This is a genomic window from Cupriavidus sp. BIS7 (assembly GCF_000292345.1).
GTDB lineage: Bacteria > Pseudomonadota > Gammaproteobacteria > Burkholderiales > Burkholderiaceae > Cupriavidus.
The window spans coordinates 26,210-48,364 of the sequence record NZ_ALOU01000034.1 but is presented as its reverse complement, the minus strand read 5'-3'; the positions used below and the strand labels follow the sequence as shown (position 1 = coordinate 48,364).

The 22,155-nt window shown below is 65.4% G+C and carries 24 protein-coding genes; 23 read left to right on the top strand and 1 reads right to left on the bottom strand.

Annotation, left to right across the window (positions count from 1 at the left end; translation table 11 throughout):
• Positions 1-98: 98 nt before the first annotated feature.
• Positions 99-719 carry a TetR/AcrR family transcriptional regulator gene (locus B552_RS0112595; RefSeq protein ID WP_019449380.1) on the bottom strand — a complete coding sequence of 207 codons (621 nt, stop codon included), beginning with the start codon at positions 717-719 and terminating at the stop codon, positions 99-101.
• Positions 720-999: 280 nt separating this feature from the next.
• Between B552_RS0112595 and B552_RS0112590 the strand changes: the two genes are divergently transcribed.
• The 23 genes from B552_RS0112590 to B552_RS0112480 all read left to right on the top strand — a co-directional run bounded on the left by B552_RS0112590 (position 1,000) and on the right by B552_RS0112480 (position 22,104).
• On the top strand, positions 1,000-1,380 hold the full coding sequence (locus B552_RS0112590) for a helix-turn-helix transcriptional regulator (RefSeq protein WP_019449379.1): 381 nt from the start codon (positions 1,000-1,002) through the stop codon (positions 1,378-1,380).
• Between the two features lie 425 nt (positions 1,381-1,805).
• Positions 1,806-3,134 carry a homogentisate 1,2-dioxygenase gene (gene hmgA / locus B552_RS0112585; RefSeq protein WP_019449378.1) on the top strand — a complete coding sequence of 443 codons (1,329 nt, stop codon included), beginning with the start codon at positions 1,806-1,808 and terminating at the stop codon, positions 3,132-3,134.
• Between the two features lie 49 nt (positions 3,135-3,183).
• A complete protein-coding gene (fahA, locus tag B552_RS0112580; protein ID WP_019449377.1) occupies positions 3,184-4,446 on the top strand; it encodes a fumarylacetoacetase in 1,263 nt (420 codons plus the stop codon).
• Positions 4,447-4,656: 210 nt separating this feature from the next.
• Positions 4,657-5,406, top strand: a complete 750-nt coding sequence (locus tag B552_RS0112575; RefSeq protein WP_019449376.1) for a beta-ketoacyl synthase chain length factor — start codon at positions 4,657-4,659, stop codon at positions 5,404-5,406.
• Complete coding sequence (locus B552_RS0112570) at positions 5,399-6,178, top strand: lysophospholipid acyltransferase family protein (protein ID WP_019449375.1); 780 nt, start codon at positions 5,399-5,401, stop codon at positions 6,176-6,178. Before B552_RS0112575 ends, B552_RS0112570 begins: the two co-directional genes overlap by 8 nt.
• Positions 6,165-6,434 (top strand): phosphopantetheine-binding protein, encoded by a 270-nt coding sequence (locus tag B552_RS0112565; protein WP_019449374.1) that lies wholly within the window; start codon positions 6,165-6,167, stop codon positions 6,432-6,434. Before B552_RS0112570 ends, B552_RS0112565 begins: the two co-directional genes overlap by 14 nt.
• Positions 6,435-6,473: 39 nt before the next feature.
• Positions 6,474-6,731: an acyl carrier protein gene (locus B552_RS0112560; protein ID WP_019449373.1), complete on the top strand. Its 258-nt coding sequence runs from the start codon at positions 6,474-6,476 to the stop codon at positions 6,729-6,731.
• A 7-nt stretch (positions 6,732-6,738) separates the two neighbouring features.
• Entirely contained in the window at positions 6,739-7,296 is a 558-nt protein-coding gene (locus B552_RS0112555; RefSeq protein ID WP_019449372.1) for a membrane protein, read from the top strand.
• The gene (locus tag B552_RS0112550) at positions 7,289-8,971 is read left to right on the top strand and encodes an AMP-binding protein (RefSeq protein ID WP_019449371.1); all 1,683 of its coding nucleotides are present in this window, start codon (positions 7,289-7,291) and stop codon (positions 8,969-8,971) included. The genes B552_RS0112555 and B552_RS0112550 overlap by 8 nt, the downstream gene beginning before the upstream one ends.
• On the top strand, positions 8,968-9,720 hold the full coding sequence (locus tag B552_RS0112545) for a glycosyltransferase family 2 protein (protein ID WP_019449370.1): 753 nt from the start codon (positions 8,968-8,970) through the stop codon (positions 9,718-9,720). The genes B552_RS0112550 and B552_RS0112545 overlap by 4 nt, the downstream gene beginning before the upstream one ends.
• Positions 9,717-10,763, top strand: coding sequence for an acyltransferase (locus B552_RS0112540; RefSeq protein ID WP_026035596.1), 1,047 nt, complete (start codon positions 9,717-9,719; stop codon positions 10,761-10,763). The genes B552_RS0112545 and B552_RS0112540 overlap by 4 nt, the downstream gene beginning before the upstream one ends.
• Positions 10,741-11,157 (top strand): acyl-CoA thioesterase, encoded by a 417-nt coding sequence (locus tag B552_RS0112535; RefSeq protein WP_019449368.1) that lies wholly within the window; start codon positions 10,741-10,743, stop codon positions 11,155-11,157. Before B552_RS0112540 ends, B552_RS0112535 begins: the two co-directional genes overlap by 23 nt.
• Positions 11,154-11,774, top strand: coding sequence for an outer membrane lipoprotein carrier protein LolA (locus tag B552_RS0112530; protein ID WP_019449367.1), 621 nt, complete (start codon positions 11,154-11,156; stop codon positions 11,772-11,774). Before B552_RS0112535 ends, B552_RS0112530 begins: the two co-directional genes overlap by 4 nt.
• Complete coding sequence (locus tag B552_RS0112525) at positions 11,767-14,148, top strand: MMPL family transporter (RefSeq protein WP_237718201.1); 2,382 nt, start codon at positions 11,767-11,769, stop codon at positions 14,146-14,148. The genes B552_RS0112530 and B552_RS0112525 overlap by 8 nt, the downstream gene beginning before the upstream one ends.
• Positions 14,145-15,374, top strand: a complete 1,230-nt coding sequence (locus B552_RS0112520; protein WP_019449365.1) for an NAD(P)/FAD-dependent oxidoreductase — start codon at positions 14,145-14,147, stop codon at positions 15,372-15,374. The genes B552_RS0112525 and B552_RS0112520 overlap by 4 nt, the downstream gene beginning before the upstream one ends.
• Positions 15,362-15,934, top strand: coding sequence for a DUF3261 domain-containing protein (locus B552_RS0112515; protein WP_019449364.1), 573 nt, complete (start codon positions 15,362-15,364; stop codon positions 15,932-15,934). The genes B552_RS0112520 and B552_RS0112515 overlap by 13 nt, the downstream gene beginning before the upstream one ends.
• A complete protein-coding gene (locus B552_RS0112510) occupies positions 15,931-17,121 on the top strand; it encodes a beta-ketoacyl-ACP synthase (RefSeq protein WP_019449363.1) in 1,191 nt (396 codons plus the stop codon). Before B552_RS0112515 ends, B552_RS0112510 begins: the two co-directional genes overlap by 4 nt.
• A 2-nt stretch (positions 17,122-17,123) precedes the next feature.
• The gene (locus B552_RS0112505; RefSeq protein WP_019449362.1) at positions 17,124-17,642 is read left to right on the top strand and encodes a hotdog family protein; all 519 of its coding nucleotides are present in this window, start codon (positions 17,124-17,126) and stop codon (positions 17,640-17,642) included.
• Positions 17,639-18,370 (top strand): 3-oxoacyl-ACP reductase FabG, encoded by a 732-nt coding sequence (gene fabG / locus B552_RS0112500; RefSeq protein ID WP_019449361.1) that lies wholly within the window; start codon positions 17,639-17,641, stop codon positions 18,368-18,370. The genes B552_RS0112505 and fabG overlap by 4 nt, the downstream gene beginning before the upstream one ends.
• Positions 18,367-19,596, top strand: coding sequence for a beta-ketoacyl-ACP synthase (locus B552_RS0112495; RefSeq protein WP_019449360.1), 1,230 nt, complete (start codon positions 18,367-18,369; stop codon positions 19,594-19,596). Before fabG ends, B552_RS0112495 begins: the two co-directional genes overlap by 4 nt.
• A gap of 48 nt (positions 19,597-19,644) precedes the next feature.
• Positions 19,645-20,310, top strand: coding sequence for a 4'-phosphopantetheinyl transferase superfamily protein (locus B552_RS0112490; RefSeq protein WP_237718200.1), 666 nt, complete (start codon positions 19,645-19,647; stop codon positions 20,308-20,310).
• Between the two features lie 193 nt (positions 20,311-20,503).
• Positions 20,504-20,779 carry a helix-turn-helix domain-containing protein gene (locus B552_RS0112485; protein ID WP_019449358.1) on the top strand — a complete coding sequence of 92 codons (276 nt, stop codon included), beginning with the start codon at positions 20,504-20,506 and terminating at the stop codon, positions 20,777-20,779.
• A complete protein-coding gene (locus B552_RS0112480; protein WP_026035594.1) occupies positions 20,779-22,104 on the top strand; it encodes a type II toxin-antitoxin system HipA family toxin in 1,326 nt (441 codons plus the stop codon). Before B552_RS0112485 ends, B552_RS0112480 begins: the two co-directional genes overlap by 1 nt.
• The last annotated feature ends 51 nt before the right edge of the window (positions 22,105-22,155 follow it).

The window sequence follows — 22,155 nt, the reverse complement described above, 5'->3', positions numbered from 1 at the left end:
TTTTTGGGCAACAAAAGACTGTAAAAATGCCGTTGGATACACCAGGCGCCTGCCCTGGGCGCGTGGGAACTGGATATCTCGATGGGGGCGCCGGCAGTTCAGTGTGCGGTGCCGGTGACCTCGGCGCGATTCTCTTTCACGTCGTTGACGAGCCGGCCAAACGCTCGCCGCGCCATCGCTTCGGCATCGCTTCGGCCAATCATCCTGAACGATGACTGGAACGACATGCCGATGCCTGCCATCTCGAATGCAAACTGGCGTGCGTCGGTATCGGCACGCAGATCGCCTTCGTCCACGGCGTCGCCAACCACTCGCACGATGGTGCTGTGCCAATCCTTGAATGCCTGCAAAACCTTGTCCCGTATGACTCCGGGGCGATTGGCGTACTCCTGGGACAGCGCCATGAAAATGCACCGGCCCTCGACAACCGTGCCACTGAGCCATACCAGATAGCCATCGAACAAAGTCTGCAGGCGGGGCATGCCGCGCCGTGCACGCATCGCGGGATCGATCACGATCTCGCCGAAACGCTCCATCGCGCGGGCAAGCACGGCTTCCTGCAATGCCTCCTTCGACTTGAAGTGGGCGTACAGGCCACTCTTCGACATGTTGGTGTCGGCGGCGAGCGTTGCCAGCGACAACTGCTCGAAGCCAACCTGCGTGGCCGAGCGGAATGCCTGTTCAATGATCGCGGTGCGGGTGAATTGGCCTTTTTGCATGCGCTGAAGAATAGCACGACCGGTCGGTTTGTCAACTTGCCTTGTTCCACACATGGACGATACTGATGTGACGTCAACGCAAAGCGGGCGGTCCCGTTATGTGGGGGCGGGAAGAGGAAGTTGTGCTTTACCCGCCGTTTGGATGAGAGTCTGGATGGCGAGAAAGAGCCATCATAGGAAATCTGCAAAAGTGTTCCGGAATACCTTACGGAACGCTTTACGTGCTCTATACTCGAATGCACGTCCGCGCACTTTTTTTGACTGGTGACTGGAGACCGACATGAACAGTACAGCCGTGCCAAGAGGCGCTAGCGAACCGTTCCGGCAACTGCGGGCGTTGCGTCGAGCGCGCAAGCTCAAGCAGGAGGACGTCGCCCGTAAGGCAGGAATCTCCCGGGAAGCCTATCTACGGGCGGAATCGGGTCAGGCCGATCCGCGTATGTCCACATTCCTGGCGGCCTGTGAGGCGCTGGGCCTGGAAGTCGTGCTCGCTCCGCAGCATCTTGCCGCAGACGTGAACGCATTTATCGCCAGCCGTAACGGCGGTGTCACAGCTGCTTCGATGGCAGGACAGGCTGCAGGCGCAACCGCTCCAGCGGCCGCGGCATCGTCTGGTGGTTTTGGTTCGGGCCCCGCGTCCGAGGGTCACAAGCCCGTTTAAACCGCCAGCACCCGATTCTTCAGCAGGGCGGATACCCATCCCGTCCTGCTGAAGGACGCTGCGTCCACTTTTCCTGCGCTCACCTCCGGGGCGCCGACTCCGCTTCTGCGGCTGCTTGCGTCACAGCGTTCGCTGTCGCCCAGCAGTCCATCATCTGACTCGCCGAGACCCCGGCCGGGTCGCCTTTTCCTTTCCGGAAGTTTCTCTGACCCTGTATCGCCGATACAGCGCTCGTGCTCGCCTATCGTAATTGTGGTTTGACTTTGCGCAAGACGATGATTACGATTTGGTAAATCGATTTCACAATTCGTAAATCGAAGAGCGAGGCGGTGATACCGTCACAAGGCACCTGGCGTTGACCGGGCTGCCTGCCGCCAAGGATGTTCGCCCCGTCGCAGGCGCGAGCGAAGCGAGAGGAAGACTTCATGACCCAGACCCAACTGAATGTGGCCGACACCGCCGTGGCCGAATACATGTCCGGCTTTGCGAACGAGTTCGCCACGGAAGCATTGCCCGGCGCGTTGCCCGTCGGCCGCAATTCGCCGCAGCGCGCACCGTACGGCCTGTACGCCGAACAGCTTTCGGGCACGGCATTCACCGCGCCGCGCGCCCACAATCGCCGTTCGTGGCTGTACCGGATCCGCCCGGCGGCCATGCACAAGCCGTTCACGCTGATCGAGCAGGACCGCTGGGTGAGCCACTTCGACGGCGTGGTGACGTCGCCGAACCAGATGCGCTGGAGCCCGCCTGCAATGCCCACCGTGCCTACGGACTTTGTCGATGGCATCGTCACGATGGCAGGCAATGGCGGTCCGGAGGGGCAGGCCGGTTGCGGCATGCACCTGTATCTCGCAAACAGCTCGATGCGGGATCGCTTCTTCTACAACGCCGACGGCGAGATGCTGATCGTGCCGCAGCAGGGCCGCCTGCTGATTGCCACGGAAATGGGGCGTCTGGCGGTGGAGCCGCAGGAGATCGCCGTGATCCCGCGCGGCGTACGCTTCCGCGTGGAACTGCTCGATGGCGAGGCGCGCGGCTATATCTGCGAAAACTTTGGCGCGCTGTTCAAGCTGCCCGACCTGGGCGTGATCGGCTCGAATGGCCTGGCGAATCCGCGCGATTTCCAGACCCCCGTGGCCAGCTATGAAGACCGCGATGGCAATTTCGAACTGGTGGCGCGCTTCCAGGGCAATCTGTGGCGTGCCGAAATCGGACACTCGCCGCTGGACGTGGTGGCGTGGCACGGGAACTACGCGCCGTACAAGTACGATCTGCGCCTGTTCAACACCATCGGATCGATCAGCTACGACCATCCGGACCCGTCTATTTTCCTGGTGCTGCAGTCGCCTTCGGACACGCCGGGCGTGGACTCGATCGACTTCGTGATCTTCGGGCCGCGTTGGCTGGCCGCGGCGGACACGTTCCGCCCGCCCTGGTTCCACCGCAACATCGCCAGCGAATTCATGGGCCTGATCGCAGGTGTGTATGACGCGAAGGCGGAAGGCTTCGCCCCGGGCGGCGCAAGCCTGCACAACTGCATGAGCGGCCACGGCCCCGATGCGGAGACGTTCGAGCGCGCCACCGTTGCCGACACCAGCACGCCGCACCACATCACCGATACGATGGCGTTCATGTTCGAAACGCCGGCCGTGATCCGGCCGACCCGCTACGCGGCTGAATCGGCGCTGCTCCAGAACGACTACTACACGTGCTGGCAAGGCCTGAAGAAGCATTTCAACCCGAACGTGCGTTGATCCGACGTATCAGCAGGACCAAGACAGGAACAAGAGGAGTACCGAGACAATGACTGCCCCCAAGACAAGCTGGGTTGAATCGGCCAACGACGGCCAGACCCATTTCCCGCTGCAGAACCTGCCGTACGGCATTTTTTCGCCGGCCGGTGGTGCACCGCGCGTCGGCGTGGCGATCGGCAACCAGATCCTGGACCTTGCCGTCCTGGACGATGCCGGCCTGCTGCCCGCAGCGGCAAAGGGTGCGTTTGCCGCCCCCAGTCTCAACCGCTTCATCGCGCTGGGCAAGCCGGTGTGGACCGAAACGCGTGAGCGCGTGACCGCGCTGCTTTCGGCCGACGACAGCAAGCTGTCCGGCGATGCCGCACTGCGTGGCAAGGCGCTGGTACCGATGTCGGCGGCCACGCTGCACCTGCCTGTGGAGATCCCCGGCTACACGGATTTCTATTCGTCGCGCGAGCACGCCACCAATGTCGGCCGCATGTTCCGCGATCCGGAAAACGCGCTGCTGCCGAACTGGCTTGAAATCCCGATCGGCTACAACGGTCGCGCCAGTTCCGTGGTTGTCAGCGGCACCGCGCTGCATCGCCCCAACGGCCAGATCAAGCTGCCCAACGAAGCGCGCCCGGTCTTCAGCCCGTGCCGCAAGCTCGACTACGAGCTGGAAATGGCCTTTATCGTCGGCAAGCCGTCGAACCTGGGCGAACCGGTCAGCACGGCCGATGCCCCGGCCCATATGTTCGGTCTTGTGATCCTGAACGATTGGAGTGCGCGCGATATCCAGCAATGGGAATACGTGCCGCTCGGGCCGTTCAACAGCAAGACGTTCGGCACGTCGATCTCGCCGTGGGTGGTGACGATGGACGCGCTGGAGCCGTTCCGCCGCGACAATCCGGCGCAGTCCCCCGAGCCGCTGCCGTATCTGCAGCAGCAGGGCCGCAATGCCTACGATATCGATCTCGAAGTGGCGTTGCAGCCGGAAGGCGCAGCAGCCGCCAGCACGGTCTGCCGCACCAACTTCAAGGCGATGTACTGGACCATGGCCCAGCAACTGGCCCACCATACGGTGTCAGGCTGCAACGTGCGCATTGGCGACCTGATGGGCTCCGGCACCATCAGCGGCACGACGTCCGATTCCTGCGGCAGCCTGCTGGAAACGACGCGCAACGGTGCAGAACCCGTCACGCTGGCCGATGGCGTCAAACGCGGTTTCATCGAGGATGGCGACACGGTGATCATGTCCGGCTGGTGTCAGGGCGACGGGTATCGCGTCGGCTTCGGCGAGGTAACGGGTAAAATCCTGCCGGCGCGCTAAGTACCGCGGCGGGGCCGCACGGGCGGCCACGGCAAGTCAACAGGGCGGAGCGGCAAATGTGCTGCATCCGCCCTGTTACATTTCTGCAATACGGTTACTTTTCTGGCACAGCCAGGGCGCGCCGGGACATGAGAAAATGCGCCGCCGAACAGATATTCATCCGATTACATCTGACGGCGGACCGGGTCACTATCCTCCCACGCGCAAGGCATGACACTTGAATTCGAAATTCGCGCATGGGCGGCATGTGCGCCGGCTTTGCAGACACACGCCGACTGGCAGGCATGGAGCCAAGCCCCATGGTTGCCAGAAGGAACGGATCTGCCTGCGCTTGCCGCGATGGCGCCAATGTTGCGCCGCCGTGTCAACGCTACCGGACGTGCCGCGCTACATCCCGCCTACGAGATCGCCGCCAATGACGCAGGCGGAATGCCTGCCGTCTTTGCTTCTCGTCACGGGGATTCCCACCGCGCCTTTTCGATGCTGAGCGAGCTTGCCGCCAACCAGCCGGTTTCGCCCACCGCGTTCGGCCTGTCCGTACACAATGCCATCGGGGCGATGTTTTCGATCGACCGGGGCGCCGCCACGAACCTGCAGGCGCTCTCTGCTGGGCGGGACACCGTCGAGACCGCCGTGGTCGAAGCCTGCGCGCTGCTGGCGGATGGCGCCCCGGAGGTACTGCTGGTCTGCTACGACACACCGCTTCCCGACCCGTATCTGGCCTATGCCGACGAGCCCCAATGCCTGTATGGCTGGGCCTGGAGGGTTGGGCAGCCGCGCACGGGCGCGCCGGCATGGCGGCTTGAACTCGTCGGAGTTGATGCTGCCGAAGATCCTGCCGCCCAGGGCAATCCATTGCTGCCGCATGGACTGGATATCCTGCGTTTCGTGCTGGCCGGGGATGCGCAGTTGCTGCATCGCACCGAACATGCGGTCTGGCGGTGGAGTCGTCATGATTGACCGGCTTGACCGCGCCTGGCGCGTCTGCGCCACGGCGTTCTGCTTCGCGGTCTTCGGCATCGGCGGCCTGCTGCTGGGCGTGCTGGTCTTCCCGTTGCTGTCGCTTGCACCGTGGTCGCGCGCCCGGGGGGAGCGGATCTGCCGTGGCGTGATCCAGTACGCGCTTCGCGCCTTCCTGTGGCTGATGCGTGCGGTCGGCGTGCTCGATTACGAGGTGCGTCATGCCGAGCGCCTGCGCCGGACGGGCCTGCTGATCGTGGCCAACCACCCGTCGCTGATCGATGTGGTGTTCCTGATGGCGCTCACGCGTAACGCGAACTGCGTCGTGAAGGCCGCGCTGGCGCACAACCCGTTCACACGCGGGGCGATACGGTCCACTGGCTGGATCCGCAACGACAGTGGCGGCGCGGCCATGGTCGACGACTGCATTGCGTCACTTCGCGCCGGCAACAACCTCATCATTTTTCCGGAAGGCACGCGTACCCGGCCCGGTGCGCCGCTGCAACTGCAGCGCGGCGCAGCCAATGTGGCCGTGCGTGGTGACATCGCCCTCACGCCTGTGGTGATCCGCTGCGAACCGCCTACGCTGACAAAAGGCGACAAGTGGTACCGCGTGCCGCAACGGCGGCCACGTTTCGTCATCGATGTCCATCCCGATGTCGGCGTCGCCCAGTGGGTGCCGGACGGACTGGAAGCCGTCCAGGCCGTGCGCCGCTTGAACCATTCACTATCTGACTATTTTTCTCGGGAGATCCGCCGTGAAGTCGCTTGAGCAGGAAATCAAGGAACTCATCATCACCTCGCTGTCACTGGAAGATATCAAGGCGGAAGATATCGACACCGACGCGCCGCTGTTCGTGGAGGGGCTCGGGCTCGATTCCATCGACGCGCTTGAACTTGGCCTGGCGCTGCAGAAGCGCTACGGCGTCACCATGAAGGGCGAGAAGGAGGAGGTCCGCGCCCGATTCGCGAGCGTGGCGACGCTGGCCGCCTACATTGCGTCGCAACGCGGGCAGGCCGCGGCATGACGCCGCGGTAACCGCTAATCGGGAACACGGAGCCATACCATGACGCACGACGAAATCTTTGCTCGCGTGGCGGCAGTGCTCGATCAGACTTTCGAGATCGATCCCGCACGCATCACGCTCGATGCGCGCCTGTATGACGACCTCGATATCGACAGCATCGATGCCGTGGACCTGCTCGTGAAGATGAAGCCGCTGCTGAACCGGCCGCTTCAGCCCGAGCAGTTCAAGTCAGTGAGGACCGTGCGCGACGTGGTGCAGGCACTGGCGCAACTGATCGATTCAACGGCCACCGCCTGAGAGAGACATGGCATGGCGAAAATGGGGGCTGGGGCTGCTGACGATGGCTTACCCGCTCGTGATCTACCTTGGCTTGCAGCACTTTTCGCCGCGCGTGATGGCGCTGGCGCTGGTGGCGCTTGCACTGCTGCGCGCCGGCACCAGCCGCCAGGCTGGCTGGCGCGTCACGGCGCTGCTGGCCGGGGTGCTGGCGATTGCGGTGTTCGCTTCGGACCACGCGCTGCCGCTGAAGCTTTATCCCGTGCTGGTCAACATGGCCATGCTCGGCGTGTTCGGCTGGAGCCTGCGCCATCCGCCGACGCTGGTTGAACGGCTTGCCCGCCTGCGCGAACCGGACCTGCCGCCGGCCGGCGTGGCCTATACACGCCGCGTCACGCAGGCCTGGTGCGTTTTCTTTGTCCTGAACGGGACGATAGCCGCTGTCACGGCGCTGGCCGGTAGCGACCGGGTCTGGGCGCTCTATAACGGCGGTATTGCCTATGGATTGATCGGGCTGATGTTTGTTGGAGAATGGCTGGTGCGCCAGCGCGTGAAGTCCGCACATGCGGAGGACCACCATGGGTGATCGCATGTACGGAGTCGGCTCAGTGATGCCCGCGCTGGCCGGGCAGGACAAGGCCAGCGAATTCGTTGCACGGGCATCGGCCTGGCGGCAGGCGTTCCTGGGCGCTCCCGGAAGCCGCTGGGCGTTGCATGTCGAAAGCCCGGCCGAGTTCGCCGCGGCGCTGTTCGGCGCGTGGTACGCGGGCAAGCACGTGGTACTGCCCGGAGACACACGGCCCGAAACACTCGCCGTGCTGAACGGCCAGGTCGATGGCATGGCCGGCGATCTTCCGCATGGCCTGCAACCGGTTGCGGCGGTTGCGGCGGCTGCGCCACTGGAATGGCCGCCGCTTGACGTTCAGGACACGTGGCTCACGCTATTCACATCTGGCTCGACCGGCGCGCCTAGCGCGATAGTCAAGCGGCTGGCCCAACTCGACGCGGAGGTACATGCGCTCGAACAGGCGTTTGGCGCCTTGCTGCCAGCCGACAGCCGACTGTTGACCACGGTTTCCCATCAGCATATCTACGGCCTGCTGTTCACGGTGCTTTGGCCGCTGGCCGCCGGCCGGCCACTGCCGGCTTCGCGCCTGGCCTTTCATGAGGAACTGGTTGCCGCTTGCGCCGAAGACCCGGCGCCGGCGGTTCTGGTCAGCAGTCCGGCTCACTTGAAACGGATGCCCGAGGCGCTGGACTGGCGTGCTGCGCGTGACGTGGTGCGCGCGGTGTTCTCGTCGGGCGGGCCATTGCCTGCGGAGGCCGCGTCGGATGTGTTGCGCCATATCGGCCTGTCACCGATCGAGGTTTTTGGCAGTTCGGAGACCGGCGGCATTGCATGGCGTCAACGTGCCACGCGGGACGATCGCTGGACGCCGTTGCCCGGTGTGGCATGGCGGCTTGAGGACGGTTTCCTGGCCGTGCGCTCGGGGCATCTTGCCGACGATGGCTGGCAGGTGTGCGCGGACCGTGCACTTCCCGCCAGCGATGGCGGCTTCGTGCTGGCCGGCCGGGCAGACCGCATCGTCAAGATCGAGGAAAAGCGCGTTTCGCTGAGCGCGATCGAACAGCGGCTGGCGTTGTCACCGCTTGTGCGCGAAGCGCGCGCACTGGTGATCGACACGGCTGTTGGCACCCGTGTGGGCGCCGTCGTGGTCCTGGGCGATGAAGGCCAGGCGATGCGTGATGGCGCAGGGCGCCAGGCGGTGATTGCAACGCTGCGCCGCCATCTTGCCGACAGCGTGGACCCGGTGGCATTGCCGCGCCGGTGGGACTTTCCGGCTGCGCTGCCGTGCAACGCACAGGGCAAGACCACCGAAGCGATGCTGCGCGAGCTGTTCCGCAGGAGTATTCCGGCAGTGCGGTGGCTGGAGGCGGACGATACGTCCGCCACGGCCGAGCTTGATATTGCCGAGGATCTCGCGATCTTCGACGGCCATTTCCCCGGTGCGCCAATCGTGCCCGGCGTGGCCCAGGTCGACTGGGTCATGGCGCTCGCGCCGCAGCGCCTGGCTGTTCCCCCGCGCCAACGCTTCGCGCGGCTCGATGTGCTGAAATTTCAGGCCGTGATTCGTCCCGGTGCCACCGTGCGGCTTGCCATCACCTGGCAGCCCGACGCTTGCGCACTGGCTTTCCGACTAACCTCCGACGCCGGCTCGCACGCGAGCGGCAAGATCGTTTTTCACCCCGCAGTTTCATGACCGCCGTTTTTCGTCCCATCGTGCTGGTGCCGGTCTTTGACCACGAGCATGCCATCGGAGCCATGGTCGAGGCCATCCTGAGGCATCCGTGGCCCTGCCTGCTCGTCGATGACGGCAGCGGTCCTGAATGCGAGCAGGTCTTGCGCGATCTTGCCGACGCCAATCCCGGGCGTGTGCTGCTGATACGCCTGCCGGAGAACCGTGGCAAGGGGGCGGCGATGATGGCCGGTTTTGAGGCGGCCGCAAAGCTTGGCTATTCGCACGCGCTGCAGATCGATGCCGACGGCCAGCACAATGCTGCCGACATCCCGCGCTTTCTGGCGCTGGCGCAGGAGAATCCGGCGGCGGTCATTGCCGGCTGCCCGGTCTACGACGAATCGGTGCCGCGCCACCGCTTCTATTTCCGCTACCTCACGCACATCCTTGTGTGGATCAATACGCTGTCGTTCGAAATCCGCGATTCCATGTGCGGCCTGCGCGTCTATCCGCTCGATGCCGTGACGGCGCTGATGGATGACGTCCAGCTTGGGCGCCATATGGAATTCGACACGGAGGTCATCGTGCGCATGTACTGGCGCGGCGCATCGGTCGTGAACGTACCCACGCGCGTGACGTATCCGACCGACGGCGTGTCGCATTTCAGGCTTCTGCAGGACAACGTGCTGATGACGGGCATGCTGACCCGCCTGTTCTTCGGCATGCTCTGGCGCATGCCGCGCCTGCTATGGCGCAAGGTGCGCCCGGCATGAGTATCGTGCACCCCGAATCCCCACGCTCCGGGCGTTCGCAATCGGCTCAATCTCGCCAGTCGCCTCACTGGAGCGCGATCGGCGAAGCCACGTGCGTGTGGGGCATCTGGCTGCTGTACGGCTTGTACCGAGCCTTCGGCCGCCTGCTGTTCCGTGCCGTGATGTACCCGGTGGTGGTGTATTTCTGGCTGGCCTATCCGCTGGCGCGGCGCTCATCGATGGAATACCTCGGGCGCGTGGAAGCCGCCAGCAGTGCTATTGGCACGCGGCCCACATGGCGCCATTCGCTGCGGCATCTGTTCTCGTTCGGCGATACGCTGCTGGACAAGCTGCTGGCCATCGGCGGGCGCTATCGCTTCGAGCAAGTCTCGAAGGAAGGTGCCGAAGTGCTGCGCCGCCAGATTGCCAGCGGGCGCGGCGGCATCATCATGACGGCCCACGTCGGTTGCCTGGAGCTTTGCCGCGCCATGGCCAATCGCCTGGACGGCCTGCGGCTGACCGTGCTGGTCAACAGCGCGCACGCCGAGCGCTTCAACCGCATTCTGGCGCGGCTCGATCCAGATTCGATGCTGCAGCTTTACCAGATCGACGATATTTCGCCGGCCACCGCACTGGAACTATCCGCTCGCGTCGAGGCCGGAGAGTTCGTGGCGATTGCGGGCGACCGCGCGCCGGCCCACGGGGGCAGGGCGGTACGCGTGCCATTCCTCGGCGCCCCGGCACGCTTTCCGGTGGGGCCTTACGTACTGGCCAGCCTGCTGAAGTGCCCGCTGTTCGCAATGGGCTGCGTGCGTGAAGGCCGTGGGCACCTGATTCGTTTCACCGAACTGGAGCGCGCAGTGAAGCTGCCGCGAGCCAGACGCGAGGCAAGCCTGGAGGCACTCGCTGCGTCCTACGCGCAGTGGCTCGAAGACCTGGTGGCCCGCTCGCCATACGACTGGTTCAATTTCTACGATTTCTGGGCGGACGATCCGATCAGCATCGGCCGCCGAGACATGCAGCATCCCGCACAGGAACGCGATGTCCAACACACTGAGTCATGAGATCACGCTGACGCCGGCGTTTCACGACCTCGATCCGATGAACGTGGTCTGGCACGGCAACTATCTGCGCTACTTCGAACTGGCGCGCTGCGCGCTGTTGCAGCAGATCGACTACGACTATCCGCAGATGTGCGCTTCGGGCTATGCCTGGCCGATCGTCGACGTACGCGTCAAGTACGTGCGTCCGCTCCGGTATGGCCAGCCCGCGATCGTGCGCGCCACGTTCGTGGAATGGGAAAACCGGCTCAGGATCGACTACGAGATCCGCGATGCCGCAACTGGCGCGCGGCTGACGAAGGGCCATTCGATCCAGGTGGCCGTGGACATGGCGACGCAGGAAATGCAGTACGTCAGCCCGCCAGTGCTGCTGCAGCGGCTTGGAGTGTCGTCATGATGCGCCGGGTTGTGCTGCGCGCGATGATCGCGCTGGGTGCCGTGGCCGTGCTGCCGGTGCACGCGGAGGACCTGTCCGCCGCCGTGGCCGCGCGCCTGTCCGATGCGCCGGTGATCCACGGCCAGTTCGAGCAGACGCGCAGGTTGGCCGGTTTCAGCAACCCGCTGGTCTCGCGCGGCGATTTCGTGCTGGCGCGCGGCCGTGGCGTGGTGTGGACCACGCGTGAGCCGCTGGTGTCGAGCCTGCTGGTTACGCCCGAGAAGCTTGTGATGCGCGGTGCGGACGGCAAGGTCCAGCAGCAGATGCAGGCCGATGCCCAGCCGGCCATGCGCATGGTCGGAGAATCGATGATTGCCGTCCTGCGTGGTGACCTGCGCAGCCTGTCCACCCGGTTCAGTGTGACTGGCAAGCTGGTTGGCAAGTCCGGGTGGACGCTGACGCTGACGCCGACCGATGCCGGCGTACGCCGTGCCTTCGTCCGGATCGATCTGGCCGGAGACCGGTTCGTGCGTGACGTCAGGCTTGAGGAAGCCAGTGGCGACAGCACGGTGGTCAGGATGATCGACCCCGCAGGTGTGGACAGGCTCAGTGCTTCGGAGGAACAACGTTTTGAATGAGTTGGCGCACGGGATGGCGATGCAGGGCGGGCTCACCCGCCGCGAGCGCCTGCTGGCCATCGGCTGGCTGTTGCTGGTGATCGCACTGGTCGCGCATCAGGTGCAGTTCTGGCGAGCGTCGCGGCTGGATACCGATGTGATGGCACTGCTGCCCACCAGCGAGCGAACCGCCACGGCCGACCGCGTGCTGCGCCATCTGACAGATGGTGTATCGCGCGAGATCGTGGTCCTCGTGGGCGGCTCTGATTGGGCGAAAACGCGCGCCGCGGCACAGCGTTTCAGTCAGGCGACTGCCGGCAGCGGTGCGCTGCTGAAACCGGTCGACAAGATCGCCGCATTCGATTTCGATGCGGCGCTGGCGTTCTACCGGCCCTGGCGCGATCGGCTTCTGACCGATGCGCAGCGCGAGCAATTGCAGACGACCGATGCCGATACGCTTGCCCGGCAGGCGCTGACGCGGCTCTATCAGTTTTCCACCGGGCCCCGGCTGACCGACTGGGCATCCGACCCGCTTGGCCTGTGGCAGGACTGGTGGCTGTCCCGTGCCGCCGTGACCCGCGTTCATGAGCGCGATGGGCTGGCCACGGTGACTGGCGACGGCAAGGACTGGGTCCTGCTTTCGTACCGCATCACCAAGCCCGCGTTCTCGGCCAATGGCAACACTGACTACAGTGACCTGCTAAGCGCGGCGGAAGCGGCTGCGCGCCATGGTGATGACAGCGTGCGCGTGGTGACGGCTGGCATTCCGCTGCACGCGGAAGCGGCGGCGGCACAGGCCAACTGGGAAATGAACGTAATCGGCTGGGGTTCGCTGGCCGCCGTGCTGCTGCTGGTGTGGCTGGCCTTCCGTTCGTTGCGGCCCATCGTGCTGGTCGGGTTGTCGCTGCTGATCGGCACGGCCGCGGCGATCTCCGCCACGGCGATCGTGTTCGACCGCGTTCACCTGATCACGCTGGTATTCGGCGCCAGCCTGGTGGGCGTGGCCGAGGATTTCGGCATTCATTACTTCGTGTCGCGGCAGGCGATGCCGCGTGCCACGCCGCCGGCGGTCATGCGTTTTCTGGCGCCAGGGCTGGCGCTGGCGCTGTCGACTAGCGTGGTGGCGTACCTTGCACTCGGGATCGCGCCGTTCCCCGGGCTGCGCCAGATGGCGCTGTTCTCGGCGGTTGGCCTGATTACCGCGTTCCTGACCGTGCTGTTCTGGTTTCCGTTCCTGGATCGCGGGAATCTGCGGCCCACGCGCATGTCGACATGGCTTGCCGATAGCCTGGAGCGTTGGCCGTACGCGCGCAACGACCGCCGCACCTGGCTTGGCATCGCCGCGTTGCTGCTGTTCATCGTCACGGGAATCTGGCAGGTGCGCGTGGCCGATGACATACGCCAGCTCCAGAGTTCGCCGCCCGCGCTGATCGAAGCGCAGCGTACGGCGGGGCGTCTGCTGGGCACGCCAAGCCCCGCGCAGTTCATCCTTGTGCGTGGTGCCACGCCGGATGAGGTACTCGCGCGGGAAGAGGCCATCAAGGCTGCGCTGGCCGGCGCAATCCGCCACGGCGATCTGGCCGGCTTCGTCGCGATCTCTGACTGGGTGCCATCCGCCGGACGCCAGCGCGTGGACGCGGCACTGTCAGATCGGCAGGCGGCCGCCGTGCGTGAGCGCGTGGCCAGCACACTCGGCGGGACAATTGCCGCACCGCCAGCCCCGGCGGCAGATGCGGTGCTGACACTGGACGCGTGGCTTGCGCAGCCGCTTTCGGAAACGCTGCGGGAGCTGTGGCTCGGCCACGAAGGCAACGGCTATGCGAGCGTGATGCTGCTGCGCGGCCTGGACCATGCTTCGGCGATACCGGGCATAGCCGCGTCGGTGCGGCAGGTGCCGGGCGCCGAATGGGTGGACCGCGTGGCGGATATCTCGTACCTGCTGCATCACTATCGCGTGCTGATGAGCTGGTTCCTGCTGGCGGGCGCGGTGGGCGTAGCGCTGCTGCTGGCCTGGCGTTACGGCCGTTCCGGCTGGCGCGCGCTCGTGCCGACGCTGATGGCGGCGGCATTCAGCGTGGCCGTGCTGGGCTGGACTGGCGTGCCGCTGCAACTGTTCTCCGTGCTTGCGCTGGCGCTGCTGCTGGGCGTGGGCGTGGACTACGGCATTTTTCTGCTCGAACATCCGGGCGATGGCGAGTCATGGACCGCCATCGTGCTCGGGGCAGCCAGCACACTGCTGGCATTCGGGCTGCTCGCGTTGTCGTCCACGCCTGCGCTCCACGCGTTTGGCGCGACGATGCTGTCGGGCGTGGGTGCGGTCTGGGTGATGTCGCCGTGGTTCAGGCCGCTGCCCGGAAACGTATCGCATCAGATCAATCAGGAAGGAACTCCATGAACAAGGAAAAAGTGGATGTGCTGATCGTCGGCGCGGGCCCGGCGGGCTCCGTGGCGGCTGGACTGCTGCGCAAGCGCGGCATTGGCGTACTGGTGATCGAAAAGGAAACCTTCCCGCGCTTTTCGATCGGGGAAAGCCTGCTGCCGCAGAGCATGGCCTACATCGAGGAAGCGGGCATGCTGCAGGCCGTGGTGGAGGCCGGTTTCCAGTACAAGAACGGCGCGGCGTTCGCGTGTGGCGATCGCTATACCGATTTCGACTTCCGCGAGAAGTTCTCGCCGGGATGGGGCACCACCTATCAGGTGCAGCGTGCGCAGTTCGATGACGTGCTGATCCGCGAGGCCCAGAAGCAGGGCGCCGAAGTGCGCTTTCGCCATGTCGTGGAAGCGGTGGATGTCAGCGGCACGGCGCCGGTCGTCACCGTGCGCGACCCGGATGGCAACGCCTATGTGGTGGAGCCGCGCTACCTGCTCGATGCTTCGGGCTTCGGCCGTGTGCTGCCCCGTCTGCTGGACCTGGAGTCGCCGTCGAACTTCCCGGTGCGCGCGGCCATCTTCACACACGTGGCCGACGGGATTCCCGCAGGCACGTTCGACCGCAACAAGATCCGCGTGGGCGTTCATCCGGAACACGTCGATGTCTGGTACTGGACGATTCCGTTCTCCAACGGCCGATGCTCGCTGGGCGTGGTGGCCGAGAAGAGCTTCCTCGATCGCTACGCCGGCGACGATATGACGCGTCTGAAGACGCTGGTGGGCGAGGAACCCGGGCTGGCGACGCTGCTGAAGGATGCGCAGTGGGATACCCCGGCGCGCCAGATCGTCGGCTACTCGGCCAATGTCCGTTCGCTGTGGGGCAATGGCTACGCGCTGCTTGGCAACGCGGGCGAGTTTCTCGATCCCGTGTTCTCGTCGGGCGTGACCATCGCATTCAAGTCGGCCAGCCTGGCCACCGCCTGTGTGGCGCGCCAGCTGGACGGTGAAGCGGTGGACTGGGAAACCGACTACGCCAGGCCGCTGAAGGCCGGCGTCGACTGTTTCCGCGCCTTTGTGGAAGCCTGGTATGAAGGCAGCTTCCAGAAGCTGATCTTCCATCCGGACTCTCCGGCCGATATTCGCTGCATGATTTCGTCGATCCTGGCCGGCTACGCCTGGGACCTCAAGAATCCGTTCGTGACCGATTCGCGCCGGCGGCTGAGCGTACTGGAGCAGTTTTGCGACGCCTGAGTCTTTCATCCCTGCTGGCGGCCGCTGCCATGCTGGCAGCGCTGGCTGGCTGTGCCACCGTTGCCCCGACGTCGACGGAAGCGCCGCTGCTGCGGCTGCCGCCCGCCTCGCTGGGCAGGACGCTGAATCTGCAGCAGCAGATCACGGTGCAGTTTCCGTCGCCACAGGGGGAGCAGACACGTGACATGATCGCGCTGCTGGAGGCCGATGCCGCGCATACGCGGCTGGCCGCCGTGGCAGGCGGCCAGGTACTGGCGCGAATCGACTGGGATGGCCACGAGTTGCATGTGACACGCGCACCGTGGGCGCCCGCCGAACTGAAGCCCGAGCGCATCCTCAGCGATATGCAACTGTCGTTGTGGCCTGTCGATGCGATCCAGGCCGCGCTGCCCGCTGGTTGGTACATCGAAGCCACGCCGGGCATGCGCCGCCTGCGGAACGGCAGCGAGATTGTGGCCGAGGTGCGCTATCCCGATGCCGCCACCACGCTGTTCACGCAGCTGCGCGACGGGTACAGGCTGACCATCCGCACGCTGCAGGATGCAGGGGGAACGCAATGACGATCTACCTCAACGCGATGAACGTGATCTGCGCGCTCGGTAGCGGCAACGAAGCCGTGCGTGCAGGCCTATGGCGCAGCGACGGTCCATCGGGCGGCGAGACGACCGACCGCTATACGCCCGGTAACCCATTGCATCTGGGTACCGTCAGTGAACCGATCGCCGCCGTCGATTTGCCCGATGGCACGCCGCTGGAACTGGCCAGCCGCAACAACGCCATGCTGGAGCGCACGCTGGCCGGATTACGGCCTGCAGTGGACGCCGCACTGGCAACGGTTGGGCCAACGCGAGTGGCAATCGTGCTTGGCACCAGCACCTCCGGCATCTACGAAGGCGAGCATGCCGTGCACGCCCACGTCACGCAGGGTGCGTGGCCCGCGCAATTCCACTACAGCCAGCAGGAGCTTGGCTCGCCGGCGCGCTATCTGGCTCGGCGGCTTGGCGTGGGCGGGCCTGCATTCGTGATCTCCACGGCATGCTCGTCCAGCGCCAAGGCCATGGCGGCGGCAGCAAGGCTGCTGCAGCACGGCATTGTCGACGTGGCGATTGCGGGGGGCGTCGATACGCTGTGCGGGTTCACGATCTCCGGATTCCTGTCGCTCGATTCCGTGAGCGCGGCGCGCTGCAATCCGATGTCCATACACCGGCAGGGGATCAACCTTGGCGAGGGCGCCGCGTTGTTCCTGATGTCGCGCGAGGCCGGCCCCGTGCGCCTGACGGGCTGGGGCGAGACTTCAGACGCGCATCATATGTCCGCGCCCGACCCGTCCGGCGCCGGCGCACGGCTGGCAATGCAGCAGGCCCTGGCACGGGCCGGCCTGCGCGCGGCCGACATTGACTACCTGAACCTGCACGGCACGGCCACCGAGCAGAACGACGTCATGGAAGCGCATGCCGTGGCCGACCTGTTTGGCCGCGACGTGCCGGTCAGTTCCACCAAGCCGCAGACCGGCCATACGCTCGGCGCGGCGGGCGCGGTGGAATCGGCGCTGATGTACCTGACGCTGACCGACAACCCGCAAGGCCGGCTGCCGCCGCATTGGTGGGACGGCGCAGCCGATCCGTCGATGCCCGCGCTGCATCTGGTCGGTGGCAATGAGTCGCTTGGCCGCCCGGTGCGGCACGTCATGAGCAATTCGTTCGCCTTTGGCGGCAGCAATTGCGTGCTGGCGATGGGAGAGGGCTAAAGATGACCGCTCCTGAACCGTTATCGAAGCCACGGCATCGGCCGGATCTGCTGCCGCCCGTGGCGCAAGTCGTGCCGCATGCCGGCGCAATGCGGCTGATCGACGAACTGCTTGAGGCCGATGACACGGCGTGCATGGCGCGCGCCACGGTCAGGCCGACGCAGCTGTTCGTCGACGAAGCGGGCATGCCGGCGTGGATCGGCATCGAGTACATGGCGCAAACGATCGCGGCATGGGCTGGTGTGCAGGCGCGCGGATCGGGCCATGGGCCTCGCCCCGGTTTCCTGCTGGGCTCGCGCCGCTACGCCAGCGATGTGGCGGCATTTCCGGTGGGCAGCGAACTGACCGTTCGCGTGCAACTCGAAATGGCCGGGGACGACGGCCTTTCATTGTTCGCGTGCACACTGGCGATGGACGGCTGCGAGGTTGCGCGGGCCACGGTTTCGGTATTCCAGCCTGCCGATGCACAGGCACTCCAGCAGGCACTCCAGCAGGCAGACATCAAGGGGCAGCAGACATGACAACCCAGACCGTGCTTGTCACGGGATCATCGCGTGGCATCGGCCGCTCCATTGCGCTGCGTCTTGCACGCGACGGCTATGACGTGGTGATTCACTGCCGCGCGCGCCGCCAGGATGCCGAATCGGTGGCCGACGCCGTACGCGCGTTCGGCCGCAATGCGCGCGTGCTGAATTTCGATGTCGGCCAGCGCGAGGCCGCTGCCAGCGTGCTGCTGAACGATATCGACCAGCACGGCTGCTACTACGGCGTGGTCTGCAACGCGGGCCTGGCGCGCGATGCGGCATTCCCGGCCATGAGCGGCGAGGAGTGGGACGAGGTGATCCACACCAACCTCGATGCGTTCTACAACGTGCTCAATCCGGTAGTGCTGCCGATGGTGCAGCGGCGGCGGCCCGGCCGGATCGTCACGCTGTCGTCGGCTTCCGGCATCGTCGGCAACCGCGGCCAGACCAACTACAGCGCGGCCAAGGCCGGCATCATCGGCGCCACCAAGGCGCTGGCAATCGAGCTGGCCAAGCGCCAGATCACGGTGAACTGCGTGGCGCCGGGCCTGATCGACACGGAGATGGTAGAGGAACACGTGCGCGAGGAAGCGCTGAAGATGATCCCCGCGCGGCGCATGGGAACACCGGACGAGGTGGCCGCCACGGTGGCGTTCCTGCTGTCACCGGACGCCGGATACATTACGCGGCAGGTAATTTCGGTGAACGGGGGCATGTTCGGATGAAGCGGGTGGTGGTAACCGGGGCCGGTGCAATCAGCGCCATCGGCAATGACTGGGCTACGGTGCGCAGGCATCTGGCCAGTGGCCGTAACGCCGTGGTGCGGATGCCGGCGTGGAGCCAGATCCGCGGCCTCAACACGCAGCTTGCCGCCCCGGTGCCACCGTTCACATTGCCGCCTCACTACACACGCAAGCTCACGCGGACCATGGGCCGCGTCTCGCTGATGTCGGTGCTGGCCACGGAAGCCGCGTTGGCCGATGCGGGCCTGGCCGGGCATCCACTGGTCACCGGCGGGCAGATGGGCATCGCGTATGGGTCGTCGACAGGCACGCCGTCGGCCGCGCAGGACTTTGCGCGGATGATGAGCGATGGCACCACCGAGGGCGTCAACGCCACCACGTATATCCGCATGATGCCGCACACCGCGGCCGTGAACATCGGCGTGTTCTTTGGCATCAAGGGGCGCATCCTGACCACGTCGAGCGCGTGCACGTCCGGCAGCCACGGTATCGGCTATGCGTTCGAGACGATCCGCATGGGCAGGCAGGTGGCGATGCTGGCGGGCGGCGCCGAAGAACTCGACGCCACCGAGGCGGCGGTCTTCGATACGCTGTTTGCCACGAGCACGCGCAACGACTCGCCCGAGGCGACGCCCCGGCCGTTCGATGCACGGCGCGACGGCCTGGTGCTGGGCGAGGGCGCCTGCACGCTGGTGCTTGAGGAGCTGGAGCACGCGCAACAACGCGGCGCGCCGATCCTGGCCGAGATCGTCGGCTATGGCACCAACAGCGATGGCGTCCACGTGACCCAGGCTCATGCCGGCACGATGGCGCTGGCCATGCGCATGGCGCTGGACGATGCCGGCGTTGTGCCGGAGCAGATTGGCTACGTGAACGCCCACGGTACGGCCACCGACCAGGGCGACGTAGCGGAATCCCACGCCACGCACACCGTGTTCGGCTCGCGCATGCCAATCAGCTCGCTAAAAAGCTATCTGGGCCATACGCTGGGAGCCTGTGGCGCGCTGGAGGCGTGGATGTCGATCGAGATGATGCGGGATGGCTGGTTCGCCCCGACGATCAATCTGGAAAGCCCGGACCCACGCTGCGCGCCGCTGGACTACATCATGGGCGACGGCCGCCGTATCGACACGGAATGCGTGATGAGCAACAATTTCGCATTTGGCGGGATCAACACGTCGCTGGTCTTCCGCCGCTGGAACGACTGAAACCCCTTCCTCATTCCCATGCCGCTCGCGCTGCGTACCGGATCTGTGATGGCCTTCGCCGCAATGGCGCCACCCGTGGCTCGCTGGATGTCGCCAGAGGAAATGGCGCGGCTGGCCGCAATGCGTGCCCAGGCGCGTGCCGAGCAGTTTGCCGCAGGCCGCTGGCTGGCGCGCCGGCTGCTGGCGGTGACGTTCGGTGGCGAGGCGGCCGAGTGGGCGCTTTCGGCCGCCGAGGATTCGCCGCCCCTTGCAACGCATACAAGCGGCGCGGTCGGGATGCCGGTTTTCGTTTCGATTGCGCATTCAGGTGATTGCCTGGCCTGCGCGGTGTCCGATACGCCCGTGGGCGTCGATATCGAGGAACTGCAGCCGCGCAAGCACCTGGATACGCTGATCGAGGCCACCACGACCGAGGCCGAGCGCGCGGCGCTGCCCCAATTGCTGCCGGAAAGCGAAGACGCGGCGCGGCTTGCAACGTTCTTCCAGCTCTGGACCTTGAAGGAAGCGTGGATCAAGTGCCACGGCGGCAACCTGTTCCAGACCATGATGGGGCACGTGGTGGAGGCGCTGCCGGCGCCGATGTCCCAGGCCAACGGCGTGACCTGGCGCCGCAATGATGCCGTGCTGGCGCTGGTGGCATCCGCGCCCGTGGATGCGCTGGGCCTGCCAGAGGCCGCTGGCTGGCGCCTGCGTGAGCGTGAATCGGCTGACTGAACCGGCTGACTGAAGCGAACGCCTGAAGCAATCACCTGAAGCAACGACAACTGCGCAACGCTTTACAACGTATAGATTGTAAATCTGATTTACACCATATTGGTTGTATCTTGAATTTACAGCCTATAAGTAGTAAAACGCCTTTACAACCTATGAGTTGTCAGCCCCGACGCCAGACTCCGCAAGACTTCGCATGAGCACGACCTATCCAATCCGCATCATCAGCCAGTTACGCCCGATCCTGCAGGGCTTCCGCAAGTCGCACGGCCTGACGCAGGCCGAACTCGCGGCAAGGCTTGGTGTGAGCCAGCAGAGCTATGCACGGCTGGAAGCCAATCCGGGCCGCGCGAGCATGGCACGCATCCTGACCGTGCTGCAGGCGCTGGAAGTGGAACTGGTGCTCTCACCGCGGGGCAAGGCCGCACCGGCCGGGCGCCAGAAGAAGAACGGGAATAGCGAGGACTGGTAATGGGACGACGTCCCCTCAGGCGCCGGCTTGGCGTCTGGATGAACGGGTTGTTCACGGGTACCTGGGAGCAGGGCACCGACGGTGAATCCTTCACATACGACGAGAACTGGATAGGCAATGCGCAGGGCCGGCCACTGTCGCTGTCGTTGCCGTTCCGTTCCGGCAGCGAACCGTACCGGGGGCGGGTCGTCACCGATTACTTCGACAACCTGCTGCCCGACAGCGACGCCATTCGCCGCCGCCTGGCGCAGCGCCACCGCACGCAGGGCACAGGGCCGTTCGACCTGCTGTCCGCGCTTGGCCGCGATTGCGTGGGCGCGCTGCAGTTGTTGCCGGATGACGCGGTACCCGAGGCGCTGCATTCCATCGACGGCACGCCGCTTGACGAAGCCGGGATTGCCCGGTTGCTGCGGGACACCACGCGGCGCGTGCCACTTGGCCAGCATGCCGATGAGGACGACTTGCGCCTGTCGATTGCCGGCGCGCAGGAAAAGACCGCGCTGCTGCGCCGCGACGGCCAATGGCTGCTGCCACATGGCAGTACGCCGACCACGCACATCCTCAAACTGCCGCTTGGCCTGGTTGGCAACATGCGCGCCGACATGCGTACGTCGGTGGAAAACGAATGGCTCTGCGCCCAGCTTGTGCGGCACTACGGACTGCCGGTCGCAAACTGCGAGGTTGCGCGCTTCGAGGACCAGAAGGCGCTGGTGGTGGAGCGCTTTGACCGCCGCCTGGCGCCGGACGAAAGCTGGATCATCCGCCTGCCGCAGGAGGACTTCTGCCAGGCACTTGGCGTTTCGGTGCTGGCCAAGCACCAGGCTGACGGCGGGCCTGGCATCGCGGAAATCATGGCGGTGCTGGCCGGTTCCGAGACCGCGGCGCATGACCGGCGCAACTTCTTCAAGACACAGATCCTGTTCTGGCTGCTGGCGGCCACGGACGGGCATGCCAAGAACTTCAGCCTGTCTATCGGGCCGGGCGGTCGATACTGGTCGACGCCGCTCTATGACGTGCTTTCCGCCTACCCGATCATGGGTGGCGGGGCCAGCCAGATTGCTCCACAGAAAGCCCGGCTCGCCATGGCCGTGCGAGGAAGCCAGAATCACTACCGGCTGGCGCAGATCATGCGGCGCCACTGGTTCGAGCAAGGGCGGCAGGTGGGCATGAGCGTGGATGAGGTGGAAGCGATCATCGCGGAACTGACGGCCGCCACCGGGCAGGCCATCGCGCAAACCGCGGCCGTGCTGCCGCGAGGATTTCCAGCCGATCTCGCCGAGAGCGTGTTCGTGGGGCTGCAAGCGCAGGTTCGCAGACTCGCCTAGATTGAGAGTGGTGGCAGCTTGCGTCACGTCAATGCATGGGCGAGCCTGCCA